Annotated in this window: 12 protein-coding genes and 2 pseudogenes; 3 read left to right on the forward strand and 11 right to left on the reverse strand. The window is 57.0% G+C overall.

Translation table 11 applies throughout. From position 1 onward, the window contains the following. Positions 1–45: 45 nt before the first annotated feature. The 10 genes from tnpB to WOC76_RS21500 all read right to left on the reverse strand — a co-directional run bounded on the left by tnpB (position 46) and on the right by WOC76_RS21500 (position 10,106). On the reverse strand, positions 46–399 hold the full coding sequence (gene tnpB, locus WOC76_RS21450; RefSeq protein ID WP_341101915.1) for an IS66 family insertion sequence element accessory protein TnpB: 354 nt from the start codon (positions 397–399) through the stop codon (positions 46–48). Then, positions 396–770: an IS66-like element accessory protein TnpA gene (tnpA, locus tag WOC76_RS24420; RefSeq protein WP_445730551.1), complete on the reverse strand. Its 375-nt coding sequence runs from the start codon at positions 768–770 to the stop codon at positions 396–398. Before tnpA ends, tnpB begins: the two co-directional genes overlap by 4 nt. Positions 771–954: 184 nt before the next feature. Further along, complete coding sequence (locus WOC76_RS21460; RefSeq protein ID WP_341101911.1) at positions 955–1,515, reverse strand: ISAs1 family transposase; 561 nt, start codon at positions 1,513–1,515, stop codon at positions 955–957. Between the two features lie 146 nt (positions 1,516–1,661). Continuing rightward, complete coding sequence (locus WOC76_RS21465; RefSeq protein WP_341101909.1) at positions 1,662–2,162, reverse strand: hypothetical protein; 501 nt, start codon at positions 2,160–2,162, stop codon at positions 1,662–1,664. A 920-nt stretch (positions 2,163–3,082) separates the two neighbouring features. After that, a complete protein-coding gene (locus tag WOC76_RS21470; RefSeq protein WP_341431583.1) occupies positions 3,083–3,337 on the reverse strand; it encodes a hypothetical protein in 255 nt (84 codons plus the stop codon). Between the two features lie 248 nt (positions 3,338–3,585). Continuing rightward, positions 3,586–5,514 (reverse strand): nitric oxide reductase activation protein NorD, encoded by a 1,929-nt coding sequence (locus tag WOC76_RS21475; protein WP_341387481.1) that lies wholly within the window; start codon positions 5,512–5,514, stop codon positions 3,586–3,588. Between the two features lie 11 nt (positions 5,515–5,525). Then, complete coding sequence (locus tag WOC76_RS21480; protein ID WP_341102357.1) at positions 5,526–6,335, reverse strand: CbbQ/NirQ/NorQ/GpvN family protein; 810 nt, start codon at positions 6,333–6,335, stop codon at positions 5,526–5,528. Positions 6,336–6,345: 10 nt separating this feature from the next. Beyond that, on the reverse strand, positions 6,346–7,689 hold the full coding sequence (locus tag WOC76_RS21485) for a cbb3-type cytochrome c oxidase subunit I (protein ID WP_341101899.1): 1,344 nt from the start codon (positions 7,687–7,689) through the stop codon (positions 6,346–6,348). A 35-nt stretch (positions 7,690–7,724) separates the two neighbouring features. After that, positions 7,725–8,177: a c-type cytochrome gene (locus WOC76_RS21490; RefSeq protein ID WP_341101897.1), complete on the reverse strand. Its 453-nt coding sequence runs from the start codon at positions 8,175–8,177 to the stop codon at positions 7,725–7,727. 1,653 nt (positions 8,178–9,830) lie between these two features. Next, complete coding sequence (locus WOC76_RS21500) at positions 9,831–10,106, reverse strand: hypothetical protein (RefSeq protein ID WP_341101894.1); 276 nt, start codon at positions 10,104–10,106, stop codon at positions 9,831–9,833. A 1,378-nt stretch (positions 10,107–11,484) separates the two neighbouring features. Between WOC76_RS21500 and WOC76_RS21505 the strand changes: the two genes are divergently transcribed. The 3 genes and pseudogenes from WOC76_RS21505 (at position 11,485) to WOC76_RS21515 (ending at position 13,801) form a co-directional block, all read left to right on the forward strand. Next, a complete protein-coding gene (locus WOC76_RS21505; protein WP_341101892.1) occupies positions 11,485–11,877 on the forward strand; it encodes a hypothetical protein in 393 nt (130 codons plus the stop codon). A 278-nt stretch (positions 11,878–12,155) separates the two neighbouring features. Continuing rightward, the gene (locus WOC76_RS21510; RefSeq protein ID WP_341101891.1) at positions 12,156–12,638 is read left to right on the forward strand and encodes a MarR family winged helix-turn-helix transcriptional regulator; all 483 of its coding nucleotides are present in this window, start codon (positions 12,156–12,158) and stop codon (positions 12,636–12,638) included. Between the two features lie 124 nt (positions 12,639–12,762). Then, a pseudogene (locus tag WOC76_RS21515) lies at positions 12,763–13,801 on the forward strand (IS3 family transposase). A gap of 132 nt (positions 13,802–13,933) precedes the next feature. Here WOC76_RS21515 and WOC76_RS21520 read toward each other — a convergent pair. Continuing rightward, a pseudogene (locus tag WOC76_RS21520) lies at positions 13,934–14,053 on the reverse strand (transposase domain-containing protein); the annotation flags it as partial. Positions 14,054–14,068: the final 15 nt, after the last annotated feature.

Below are 14,068 nucleotides of genomic sequence, written 5' to 3' on the forward strand. Positions count from 1 at the left end.
CTGCCTTTCGACGATCTTCGACGCCCTGATTCACTGTGTCGCGGCTCATCCGGGCAATGCCGGCGCCGGCGTCTCTTTTGTATGCACGCGCTTCCAATCGAGCCCCTCGAGCAGAGCCGAAAACTGCGTCGCGGAGAGTCGTATCGTTCCGTCTTCGATCTTCGGCCAGCGAAACTCGCCATCCTCAAGCCGCTTGGCGAAGAGGCAGACGCCCGTGCCGTCCCAGTAGATCAACTTGATCCGATCCGCGCGCTTGGCTCGGAAAACGTAGATGGCCCCGTCGAAAGGGTCCCCTCTTATCGTTTCACGCACCAGGGCGGCGAGACCTTCGGCGCCCTTGCGAAAGTCCACCGGCTTCGTCGCCACCATCACGCGCATCGCGCCAGTCGGGCCGATCATGACCGGGCTTTCAATGCGTCGATAATGGCCGTGACCATGCCGAGATCGGCATCGCGCCAGATCCAAACGCTCGCGCCATCAACGTCGAGTTCGACCACATGCGCCCCCACCGTTACCGCCTTGCGCTCCGACCGTAGCGCCGCCGGCGCTGTCCCTCTCGGCTCAACAACGACCCGCGCAAAGGCAACCCCATCGGAAGCCGCCGCCTTTTGCCGTGCTTCGCGCCGCCAGGTGAACAATTGCTGCGGGCTCAAACCCCGCCGCCGGGCAACCTGCGAGACAACCACGCCAGGCTGCAACGATTCCTCTACGGCTTCCGCCTTCTCGTCATCCGACCATCGGCGCCGGCGTTCCCCGCCGCCGGTGATCACTTCAATGCGCTGGACAGTCTCGCCTTTAGGGTCAAGCCGATGATCAAGTCTGGACACAAGCCTTACCTCCTGCAGGAGATCAGACTCGCAGCTGTCGCTCCAGTTTTGAAGGTGCGGTCAGAACAGCGCTAACGACGGGGCTAATTGCCCTTCACCTGCGTCAGCAGATCATTGCCCGAGGCAATCACGCGTTGGAACAATTTTTTTGACAGTGCTCGGCGTCGAGGGTGAACAGGCAGTCGGTCAATCCCAGCGCCTCGATCAACTCCGGCGCAGCGGGAATTTCGTTGCTCTTTTCGGCGACCATCACATGCGCGAGCACGATCCTGTCGGCATGGCGCAGCGCCGACATCATATGCGCGGCCTTGCAGTCGGCAAAGGCGTCGAAGCTACCGCGTAGCGTCTTGCCATCGACGGCGATCGCGGTCAGCCCTGACTCAACGGGCGGCGTCAGCACGTCTGCGGCATGGCACCGAAAAGCCGCCTCCAGCGCGTTCGGATCGACGCCTCGCAGGATTAGCCGCAAGCCGGTGTAGGACGACGTACAAGGCAGCTCCAGATCAAAGGCGTCGTTCAGCCGTAGGCGGTGAATGCGAATGAACTCGTGCATCTGCCGATAGGAGTTGGTGCCGGCGACCATCGCGAGGATGGCGTAGAGCAGCACCGTCGACAAATCGAAACGCTTGCCTTCCCGGCGACGATAGTCAGGTATCTCGCGCAAAATCTCCAGCAGCGTCACCTGCATGCGACAACCTCCGATTCGGGTTGTCGCCTATAAATTCACACATCTGGCTCGCCGGGAATCTTAAACCCGCTCTCATAGATCAGAGACCTGAACAGCCCTGAGGCTCCAAGGCTTCTTGATCCGCGAACGCCGTTGGATACCCTCTCTTAAGCGTACCGAACAAAGCCGATGTAATGACAGTTTGCCGCAACGGCATTGATAATCGCTCCGTCCCGTCCGTTCCGCACGATGGGGATAACGTCAACCCCGCTAACATCAGCGCGATAGATGTGGTAACCGCTCGAAGTAACGTGGGGGTTTGCGCCCATAAACTCATAACTGCGTCCGTGAACGCCGTTGCCTTCGTCGAGTAGACGGGACGCGAGAAGCGACAATGTTTCTGCTTCCCGTCTACTTTCGGCATTGTCGCGCCATTCCGGTGAGCCGGCGAGATAGACCGCCGTGTCGCCACAGATGTAGCCCGAATTATTGTCCATTAGAATTAGGCGCATGGTTCTTGCTCCATATTCAAAAAATATGAAAGGCAACAACTCCAAAGCCTGCCGTGGCGTCGCGTCATTGGCCTGGATCAGTTTGACATCAACACATCTTAGGCAATAAGCCAATGGCTCCTTTCCACCTGCAACAAGCGGCTCCGCCCCGACCATTTCCTTTAGTTCTCCCCGCAGCAGTAGCGGTGAGCGACATGGCATCTTTTTATAGGCACTCTGCCAAGGACGCGATTGGAGACTTCCACATACCATTAACCGTAACTAGTTGAGCTTGAAGCGTGCGCTGGTTCGTCCATTTACGAAAGACTTCGCCGCTAAGGTGTAACCTGTAATAGATAAGTTCGATTCTCTGCATCTTGCGCATTTGGAATCTCCAACGCTGCGCAATCCTGGCTTGAACGGCTCGGCTTATCCTTTCGATAAGGTTTCTTCCGAGACTACAAAGATCAAATGCTAGAAAAATACATAAGCCAAACCCAACTTTTGAATATACCTGCCAATATTGGTAATTAAACTCTTCTGTCGGAGCTTGCCTTCAGTCGCGGGTTCCGATTTAGCAAGAACTCCGCAAAACGAGCGCGAGTGGGCCCTGCTAGCCCGGACTTCTCATACGCGAGAAATCCGGGCTAAGCGTTCCGACATCAGAAGATATTCGCATGGTTCCATCATTCATCTCCTCTGTTTACGACAGGCGTCGACCTTTTGATCAGCTGACGGCGTCTGATCGTACAACCACATATTTTTCGAATAATAGCGACACTCTTCCGCCGAACCTGAGCTCGCCCGAAAAACGGTAGGCGGATGCACCGAATGCATCCGCCTACTTTTACGTCGGCGCGCTTCAGGGGCGAGAAGACATACGCCAACGATCTCACGACCCATCCTCATTCGAAGAATTACGAACATATATTGATCGCGGAGTTACCGAGAATGCCCTCAACAAAAAATCAGGCGAAACCTACTGCGGCGTTACGCAACACCTCAGAGTTGATACGCGTCGGGAATCGCTTTCATATCTCCTTCCCAATCGTTGTTGTCGGTCACGCTTGATACATGATCTCACAGTGGGACGTATATCATACTGTGATCCACCTTCGAAGCCCTTTTTTGTCCCATGAAGAGAAATGCTCTGCCTTCCACAGAATTTCATTGACGGGATCAATAGGACTCGTCCCCGAGACGGCGAGGATAACCGCGACGTCTATGTTCCGGATGTAGAACGCTCCTCTGTCCATGCCGATCCCGGCCTCGACCACGGACGTATATTCGGAAATCTTGAAGACGAGGAAGACGACGTCCAACGCTACCGCGACCGCAAGTTTCCAGCGCACGAGGCGAGCGTCAGGGTCACGGGCCGCCTCCACCAGCCGCGAAAAGGCCGCTTGAGACCAGCACGAAGACGTTGGCGCGCCGGTAAGCCGTTCGAGTCGGTCCTGCGCAGTCGCAAACCTCCGCCGGCGGCGATGCGCCCGGTCGAGCGTGCCACCGAAGACGAGGGGGTTCCGATACGGTGAGCGGCAACATCATCGGATGGCCGGGAAGCCCGTCAAACAGACCGTCTTCGTCGGGCGCGCGCGCGTCAGGCGACGACATGGCGATACATCATTGGAAGCGCCTCCACGAGCCGTGAGATGTCAGGCACGATGGCGAAGCCGTTCTGGTCGAAGAGATAAGGCACGTAGTCCTGCGCTTTCGCGTCGACTGTAATGGCGAAGACTGCCTGGCCCAGCCGCCGAGCTTCCATCACGGCGCGGCGCGTGTCCTCGACCCCGTGACGCCCTTCGTAATGATCGAGATCGTTGGGCTTACCATCAGTGATGACGAGAAGCAGCCGACGCGTCGCTGCGCGTTTCGCGAGCTGCGCCGAGATATGGCGGACGCCGGCGCCGAGCCGCGTATAGAATTTTGGCGTTAGACCCATGATGCGGCGACGCACCGTCTCGTCACATCTCTCGTCGAAGTCCTTGACCCGTTCGACGAGCACGCGTTCGCGTTTGAGCGAGGAAAAAGCGTGGACGGAAATTTGGTCGCCGCAGGCTTCGACGCCGCCGACCAGCGCGACGACCGCCTCTCGCGCGACGTCGATCACCGGCCGGCCTGAAGCGATGCTTTCGGTTGAGCGCGACGAATCGAACAGAACAGCCACCGCGAGATCACGCTCGTCATTCCTGATGGCGCAATAAATGCGCTCTTCGGTTTCTCCGGAGGCAAGGAAGTCGCAATGCGCGCGCACTACCTCGTCTATATCAAGATCTAATCCGTCAGGCTGCCGCCGCAGGATGCGCCGACGCGGGCGCAGCGCTTCGAACTGCCGTTGAACAGCCGCGATGCGACGCCGGGTCGCGGGCTTCTCGAGCGGCTCGGTCGGCGCTTCCGCGGCAAGCCTTTCTTCCACACGCGCGTGATTTGGAAGATAGCAACCGGATTTCCAGTCCCACTCGGGATAAACCCATTCGCCTAGAAGTGACGATCTCTCCACGTCGCGCGGCGCGAGATCGAGGTGAAATTTCAGTTTCGTCTTCGCGGATTTCGAATTCCTGGCGAGGGATGCTTCGTCGAGATCCTCGGTCGCCTTGCGCGCATTGTCCTCTTCATCGTCGTCCACGGTCCGGTTGATGTCGAGGAAATCGATCATGGACAAGATCGATTCGAAACGGTGGAGGATGAAACTATCCTTGCGATCCGCCTGCTCGGCCTTGCGGCGGATCGCTTTCAGCATCTTCTCGCCGTCCTGCGCCGACGCCGCGTTCTGCGCCGCGCTATCCTCCCCGGGGCTCGACGTGTCTGCCGGACGAGGAGCCGAAAGCAGGGGCCAGAGCGCCACGGGTCGGAACGGCCGGTAACCTGCGTCGGCGTGATACGCGTCGATCGCCGCGGCGGGATCGCGGATCGCCGCCGCAATCGGCGCCCCGCCTCCATCTTCCTGCGCGAGCAAAGCGCGTATCGCCTGCTCGAGTTCGGCTTCCGGCGAGGGCAGCAACGGCGCGGGACGAACCTCAAGAAGCGCCGAGCCGAGATCAGCGCGCAGCTGCAGCAGACCCGGGCAGCAGGCGAGCACCGCGCTTTCGGCGCGCAGCGACTCCCGCAACATTTCTATATCCCGTTGCAGCGGGTCGGCTGGCGGTTGCGCGGGCGCTCGCATAAAGGCCGCGAGGGCGGCGAGCCAGCGGTAAAGGCCCCGGGAGAGCGCCGCATCCTCGAATAGCGAGACCGTGGGAGGTAACGCGAGCCGCTGGCCGTCATATTGGGCGTGCGTCACACGATCGACGTCATGCGATAGGCGGGCCCGTCGAGTGAGGCGATTTGCTGAAATGTCGGTCGCGACCGGAAGCAGATCGACGCCCTCGGGGCCGCCAAGCGCGCGGAAGATGATGTTGGCCGGTCCGCGCATCTCATCAAAGGAAACTTCCGAGTCGGCGAAGCACGCCTCGGAGCCGATCTCGCGCACGAGATCATTCCAGATCTCGCCGACCCTTTCCTCCGGCTCCCAGAAGCGCGGGAAAGGCATGCTCAGTTTCCTCAGCCGAAAACTGCGACAACGAGATCAGTGAGTCCACGCTTGACCTCACGATCGTCTGTCAGCGGCTCGATGATCGCAACGCGGATGGCGTCGTCGATGCGCGTGCCGGCGGCGATGAGCGTCGCGCAATAGATGAGGAGCCGCGTCGAGGCGCCTTCTTCCAGATCTCGTCCCTTCAGATTGCGGGTGTGACCTGCGAGCGCGATGAGTCGTTCGGCGCGAGCGAGATCCAGGCCGCTCTCCATCGCGACGACTTCCGCCTCGATCTTCGGCGGCGGAAAACCGAATTCAATCGCGACGAAACGCTGTCGTGTCGAGGGTTTCAGGCTTTTGAGAATATTCTGATAGCCCGGATTGTAGGAGACGACGAGCATGAAGCCATCGGACGCGACCAATGTCTCGCCCGTGCGCTCCAGCGGCAGGATGCGGCGATCGTCCGTCAACGGATGCAGGACCACAGTGACGTCCTTGCGCGCCTCTACGAGCTCGTCGAGATAACAGACCCCGCCGTTGCGCACGGCCCGAGTCAATGGCCCGTCCTGCCATACCGTCTCGCCGCCGCGGATCAGCCAGCGGCCAGTAAGGTCCGCCGCCGCCAGATCGTCATGGCAGGAGACGGTGGTCAGTTCGCTTCTCATGCGCGCCGCCATATGGGCGACAAAACGCGTCTTGCCGCATCCTGTCGGCCCCTTGATCAGAAGCGGCAAGCGATGACGCCAGGCCCGTTCGAACAATTCGCATTCATCGCCAACTGGACGGTAGTAGGGGATGCTGTGGTGGATCGACTGGTTTGACGTCGTCGCCTTCATGAGCTCCACCTCATTCGGCCGGGGCGAGAACGCCATGCGCGACGCTCGTTTCCTTTCTGGGACCCAGGATCGCATAGACCCAGAGAAGCACGCCTATGACTACGACGATGCCCGCCGCGAAACGCATCCAATAGAAGACGCTCAACTGATCCTGAACTTCCATGTAGCTCATGCCCATAACGCGTTGGAGATGTGTCTGCACGACGCCGGCGAAGGTTAGTGTGAAGGTCATGAAGGCCATCCCGCTGGAGATGATCCAGAAGGCCGCCATGTTTAGCACCTGATTGTAGGGGGCGACGCGGAAGAGATGCGGGAAGGCATAGGTCATGATCGCCAGGTTGAGAGCTACATAGGCGCCGTAGAAGGCGAGATGCCCATGCGCTGCCGTGATCTGCGTTCCATGCGTGTAGTAGTTGATCGGATGCAGCGTATGCATCAGCCCCCATACGCCCGCACCGAAGAAGGCGAGCACGGAACAACCGAGCGCCCACAGCAACGCCGCCTTATTGGGATGGTTGCGGCTACCTTTCCACACCATCATGAACGTGAAGACGACCATAGCGAAGAAGGGAACCACCTCAAGCGACCCGAAGATCGAGCCGACCCACTGCCAGTATCCCGGCGTGCCAATCCAGAAATAGTGGTGCCCGGTGCCCATGATACCGGTGAACAGCGAGGTAGCAACGATGACGTAAAGCCACTTCTCGATCACCTCGCGGTCGACGCCCGTGAGTTTCAGCATGATGAAGGCGAGAACAGAGGCCATCACCAGCTCCCAAACGCCCTCCACCCAGAGATGGACGACCCACCACCAATAGACTTTGTCAAGCACGAGATTGGCGGGGTTGTAGAGCGCGAACAGGAAGAAGACCGCGACGCCCCACAGACCGAGCAGCAGCACGTTGGTAATCGCCGTCTTGCGGCCCGCGAGCACGGTGAACGTAACATTGTAGAGAAAAATGAGCGCGGCGACGATTATGCCGAGCTTCACCCACAGCGGCTGCTCGAGAAATTCGCGCCCCTCGTGAATGCGAAAGACATAGCCGATCACGGCGCCAAGCGCGCCGATGAGCAAGATAGTGAGTTGGACATAGGCGAGGATTGGCGAATGAATTTCATGCTCGGATTCTTCGGGAATGAGATAATAGGCTGCGCCGAAGAAGCCGAGGAGGAGCCACACGATCAACGCATTGGAATGTACCATGCGAACGATGTTGAAAGGCATCATCTCGGAAAGAAAATTCGGCTGGATATAGATCAATCCCGCCCAAAGGCCGGCGACAACCTGCACGACGAACAGCGCGATGGCCGCCAGCCAATACCATTTTGCGATCGCTTGAGTTTCGTATTTCATCGGATTTTCCCGATTAGCGTGGTAGAGCGGAAGGATCAACCGGCTTTGTTCGGGGGCCAGTTGTTAGTCTTGATGCGGCTGACCCACTCAAGGAACGAAACTAGGTCGTCGAGTTCCTGATCGTCGAGGTGGAATTGCGGCATCTGTCGGCGGCCCGCCACGCCACTTGGCTGGCCTTGCATCCAGCCTTTTATGGCGTCGCGCGCGCCCTGAGGGTCCTTATCGCCGCCGTACCGTATGAAGACATTGCCGACTTCGGGCGCGAAATAGGCGCCCTCGCCAAGAATCGTATGACAGTTGATGCAGGCGTGTTTTTCCCAGATCCGCTTGCCGCGTTCGACAGCGGACGTCAGGGATGGCGCGTCGGTCGACGTGGACTTTGCATAAAGGTGCGTTTGGGCGACCAACGCCGCGAAGACGACAAAAAAGAATGCCGACCCACCGAAAAAAATATTTCTCGCCGCCGACTTCGTAAGGAAATCACTCATACGCCGCTCCGAGCCTGTGTCCCCATATCGCGCACGATAGCGCGCCCCTAGCAATCGCAGCGATGTATCATGGTATGATATGCATGTAAATAGCGAGCGTCTCGCAAATTTGAGAAAACGTGCAATTTTAGACAATTGTCCTCGCGTCGCCTTGATCGCGAGTCAGGGTGACCGCCGGACGGGAAGCCGAGAGGAGGGATACATGAACGCTTGCATGTTGACCCTTTCCAACCTCATTTTGGAAAAACGGCAGCTCGTCTGATCGAGGACGTCCTCACCAGGCATTTTCAGTCTGGAATATACGCGTTTGCCATTACCGGCTTATCCCATCGGCTTTCGCCGCAAGATGGGGCTTGAGACAACGACGAGGAGTCAATGTTGATCCCTGTTGGTAGACGCGAAAGCAATCTCAACGAGAGTCTGGCGCCGCTTCTAGGAAGTGAGCAAGTTCCCGCTTTGTGTGGTCTCTCGTCGCGTCACCCCGCATAAGTGAGCATCGAAACGTCTCATGCTCACTCTGACCGAATTGAGAGCTTCCGACTCGCGGAAAAAGCATTTACAATGCCACGTCAAGATGGCTATTACATATCGTAGGTGCCGGGTTTTTCGAGGCTCTGGCAGACAACAGCGCAACAGCGCATCTCGTCGTTATCTTCGACTCGACCGTCGTCCGCGCCCACGTCTCGGCGGCTGGGGCAAAAGGGGGCAAGAAACCCAAGCGCTTGGACGTTCAAGCGGACGCTTCTCGACCAAAATTCATATCAAGACGCACCTGGACGGTCTCCCGTCGCTTTCGATCTGACCGGCGGCGAAACCAGTGACAGCCGCCATTTTCAAACCCTGCTCGATATAGGCCCAGATATCAAACCGTGAGCAGTTGTCGCAGATAAGGGTTATGACGCCAAGGCGAACCGCGAAGTTGCGAGAGCACGGGGAATTGCGCCTGCTATTCCCTATCGCAAGACAACAAAATTGCAGCCAACTCGCTTGCGCATTCGTCTGGGTCAAATCCGTCCACACGGCCTAACAAAGCCCACTTGATCACAAAAATAGAAGAACCTCGATGAACGCAGTGGACCCTGCACTTCCGCAAAAACCGGCCAGGTGATCGTGGGCATAGCGCAGGCGCCATTTCAACGCCCTGCTGGTCGTGCGCCCGAGCGGCCGACTAATCGCTCGGGTAACGGCGTCCTCAGCCGCCGTGGGCATAATTTGCGCCCTCAAACGCGTGTGAACGTTTCGATCTGGGCGAGTGCGTCAAAGCTTGGAGCTTGGTCCGCTCCTCATTTGTCAATTTCATCGACGTCGGTTCCAGTTGGCCTGTAATGCGAAACTTGGATCATGATTTACTGATAGTCGGGAGGCAGGTTGCCGACGTTTCTGGCGATATTCGTCGTTTACGAAAACCAGCGACCTTGAAATCGAAAAGCGCCACTTGTTTCACTCTCTCGTTAAGATAGAAGTGGGGGGCACGATCAGTTTATGCGCCCCCCGTCATCACACCATCGCGAGTTGCTTTGATGTTCATGGTGGGATGATTGGACGGCCGAGACGTTAAGGGGAGTTCAATTTCGGTGAATGCTCTCGCGGAGCATGAGGACTAGCGCGTGTTGGCTCTAAATCACTGTTTCACCGACGAATGCACATTATGCGTTAAGGCGCGGCAAACAGGAATGCGATCGGGCCGGCCAATCCACCAAGTACAAAAAGTAATCCTCTTAAATGCTGGTTCGCAATAGGAATCAGACCCTGTCCTTCCCGTCGATCTTGCAAATATTCCTCATAACTGCTCGTTGTTTGCGCATTTGTGGACTGAGGCGATACAGGTTGTGCATGAAAATGTGGTCGCCCGGCGGAGTGGTGCGCTGGGAAAGCGACGGCGTTAGGTGTCGCACTGAAAATGAACAGAATTACAAGGAGATATTTCATTTGATGGTCCTCATTTGTTGTCGTCAGAGCGGAGGCCGACAATTAAAGTAAATTCGTCTCCCCTCCGAACCTTCTTCAGTCCCAGCTTCACCCGATGCCATTGCATCGACACTCCTGCTACAGGCGCGCGGCAGAAGAATTGAAATGCCTAGCCGGACCTTCAGATTGGTCTGGCAAGACTTTTTGTGCAGCCAACCCTTAGATGCGCAGAGAAGGAAAAACCTTACGTCGAAAATCGTAGAATTTGTCACGATGTTCCCGATCGGTCCTGCGATCGATAGTATCGAATGACAAGGGGTTATCGTTAAGCCTTCAAGACTCGGATCGTGGGCTTGACCGCTCGCCGCCATAGCGCACTGCGATGTGTGAGCAAGGATCCTACGTTCACTGTGAGGTCGCTGAGATCCTCGGGCTCTTTATCGCGCCGCCCGAGATGGCCATCGCTCTCGCAGTGGGCGAATACTCATCGATCCAAGCACAACGCTCGCGAGGTTATTTGAAGCTGCCGAACGGAGGCGCGCGTCAATCGCACGATTACAAAAAGCTATGCGACTACGACACTTTTCGTGGTGCTCGATCTCGAGAGTGATCAACGTCGTCGGCAAACATTACAAGCGCCTCCGTCGTAGAGTCCCTTGACTTCATGAACAACGTCATCGCCGCCTATCGTGACAAGGAAATCCATATCGTTTCTCGATAATTTGTCCACCACAAGCACGGACGCGACATGTGGCATAAGCGTTACAATTTCCGCACAATTCACACCGACCCACGCCTCTTGGTTAAACCAAGTCGAAATCTGGTTCTCGATCCTCTCAAGCAAATCGCCGAAGTTCCATAGTGTCCCCAGGCTCATCAACGATATCGAGCGGTTCACCGCAAACTACAATGAAACCAAGGCTGTTCGTCGGACTAAAAGTACCGCGCGACAAACATGATGATGAGAGTCCCTCACTCAGATCGTCGCGCAATAAAAAGCTAACTCCACCAAAAAACACCTCAAACCGCGTTTCGAATTTGGGTAGTAGAATAAAAAACCGTTCGCGAACACGGCCGGTGTATCGCCCCCGTAAAGGAGGGGTACGAGCGATGTACCTGCTGAGTTTCGAACACGCGATCTCCCGCGATTATCGCATCTTCGTGCATCTGGAGCGCGACTTTTAGATCTTTCTACCCACCCGTTGGGGGCCGATGGAGGTTGGGTCGAGGAGCTGGCGATCTGGTGCTCGAACGCCCATTCCGGGATGGGCCAGCGCCCGGAGGTGATCTCAGTGATCGAAACCGTGTGGGTCGGTGGAGGTCGGGCAACACGCGCAATTTTTTTTGACACGAGGCGCTCTATCGTCGAGCTCGAGCCCGAACTGCCGATGTGCATGAAATGGAGGTCGCACTGGTTTTCACCTCCCGCTGGTTCTCGAATTTCCGGGCGATGTCGACTATCGCCGATCCAGTGCGCAGTTGCATCATCCTTCCGGACGCCTCGAACCTCGATGTCCCGGTGATCGAGGGCTTGGAACGCTCACGCGCCGAGTCGAAAAACTTCCACCGTAATGACCTGGGGCGACGGATACAGCATTTTAGCAATACCAATGGTGGATCCCTATCGATCAGTCGTTATTTTTCCTCCTATGCGGCGATGTTGGAGGAACTTTCTCTTCGTTTTCGCCGGAAGATGCCCCCCGAGAAAAAAGCCGAGACACAATCGGTCAAAAAACCTTATCGAAATCATCAGGATTGTCATACTGACCCATTGAGGGTAAGATCCCCCTGAGGCGTACGAAATTGAGACGAATCAAGAAACGAAGGTCACCCAAATCAGCTCCAATGCCTCGATCGTCGTCTTATCGATAGCGAGAGAGGCAGTCATGGGCGATTGATTTAACGACTGGTGTTTCATCAAGAACCCTATGCGACTCCAGCCAACAAACCAAGAGGATAACCCTCGGCCACCGCTCGCTCCCCTAGGTTCTTTTACGAGGACTGATGCCCGTCTGCTCTGTTTTCACGCGAGCAATGGGACGGGCCACAAAAACCAAGACAATCTCTTAATTGGAAATTATCCCCAATATATCACAGTGTGATGATATGTCACGTCGTCCGCCTGAAAAAAAAGCTAAGCCGACCATGTCAAAATCGGAATTCGAAGCGCTGGCTGATTTCCGATACCAGCTGCGTCGATTCTTACGCATCAGTGAAGAAATCGTGCGTCGGCATGGGGTTACTCCACTACAATATCTCTTACTGCTCAATATTAAGGGATTCCCTGGTCGGGAATGGGCCACACCCGGCGAATTGGCCGAACGACTGCAGGCTCAGCAGCATGGTGTTGTAGCGCTCATCACGAGATGCGAAAAGTTGGGCCTCGTGCGGCGCGATATAAGCTCGCGTGACAGACGCCAGGTGGAGGTGAGGCTTCTGAAAAAAGGAGAAGTACTCCTTGCGCAGTTGGCTTATCTCCATCGCGCCGAATTGCTCTCTCTGCAAGACACGTTCAAGGTTCCAAACATGAATTCGTTTAACAACAATATTTAACATGACCTTGCCCTCGAAGAACGTCTCCCAACGCTGATCGGATAAGATCTGGCTTTGAAGGTTGGCATGAAAGACCTCATTTCGGGGGCAATACACGCTTGAGTTCAAGCAAGAGGCAGTTCGGCTGGTTCGAGGAGGCGAAGGGGTCTCTTCAGTGGCGAAGAGCCTGGGGATTTCCAGTCAGACGCTGCACAATTGGGTGAAGGCCGATGCGGCGGGGCGGTTGTGCGACGTCGCCGGCAAGACAATCAGCGCCGATCAGATGGAGATCGCCCGTGTGAAAGCGGAACTGGCCAGAACGCGGACAGAGCGCGACATCCTAAAAAAAGGCGGCGGCGTATTTTGCGAGGGAGTCGCGGTGAGATACGCCTTTATCGAGCGACATCGCAAAGTCTGGCCGGTGGCGGCGCAATGTCGTGCGCTGAACGTCAACGCCAGCGGCTTTCATTAATATCGCGCGCGAGATGACGGGCGCCTATGGCTGGCCACGTGTCTGGCGGGAGCTTCTGGCACGCGGCGTTCGGGCGGGTAAGGAGCGCGTGCGCAAGCTGATGAAGGCCCATGGCCTTCAGGCGCGTGGCAAGCGCAAGTTCAAGGCGACGACGAACAGTTCTCATCGGCTTCCAGTCTCGTCGAATCTGCTGGAGCACGACTTTTTCGCCGAACCGTGTCTGGAGGGGTGACATCACCTATCTGTGGACGGAGGAAGGCTGGCTCTATCTCGCTGTCGTCATCGATCTGTTCAGTCGGCAAGTCGTCGGCTTTTCGATGAGCCCACGCATGACGCGGGCGTTGGTCATCGATGCACTACGCATGGCCAGGTCCGGAGACGGCCCGCAGCGGGGCTCATCTTTCATTCGGATCGCGGCAGCCAATACGCCAGCGGTGACTTCCAGAAGCAGCTCTCGGCCTTCGGCATGCGCGGTTCGATGAGACGAAGAGACGATTGCTGGGATAACGCCGTGACCGAAACGCTCTTCGGTTCGTTGAAGGTCGAGCGGTTGCACGGCATGCGCTTCGAGACCCGCCGTCAGGCAAAAGACGAAGTGATCGATTGGCTACGGTTCTACAACTGCCGGCGGCTTCATTCGACGCTCGGATATCTCAGTCCGATGGAATTCGAGAAAATGCGGCTTGTTGAAAGAGAAAGGCTCGTCGCATAATTGCTCGGCTATGGGAGACGCCGAAAGCGGGCAAGGTCACTTCGATGCGGCGCAGAACTTTTGACTCCACGTCGTCGAGGGTGACTTTGAGGCAAACGATGGCGTTTGCGGTCATGCCGCGAGTTTACGGTCTTACCGCGCCGCCGCCCGCCGCCATGGCAGAATGGCAGCAAGGTCTGTAATTTTGTGATCGTTGATGCGGGCCGGCACGTCGGCGAGCCGGGCCTGCGGATCGACGCCATTGAGCTTTGCTATTTATGCCGCCCG

It is taken from the genome of Methylocystis sp. IM3 (assembly GCF_038070105.1).
Taxonomy (GTDB): domain Bacteria; phylum Pseudomonadota; class Alphaproteobacteria; order Rhizobiales; family Beijerinckiaceae; genus Methylocystis.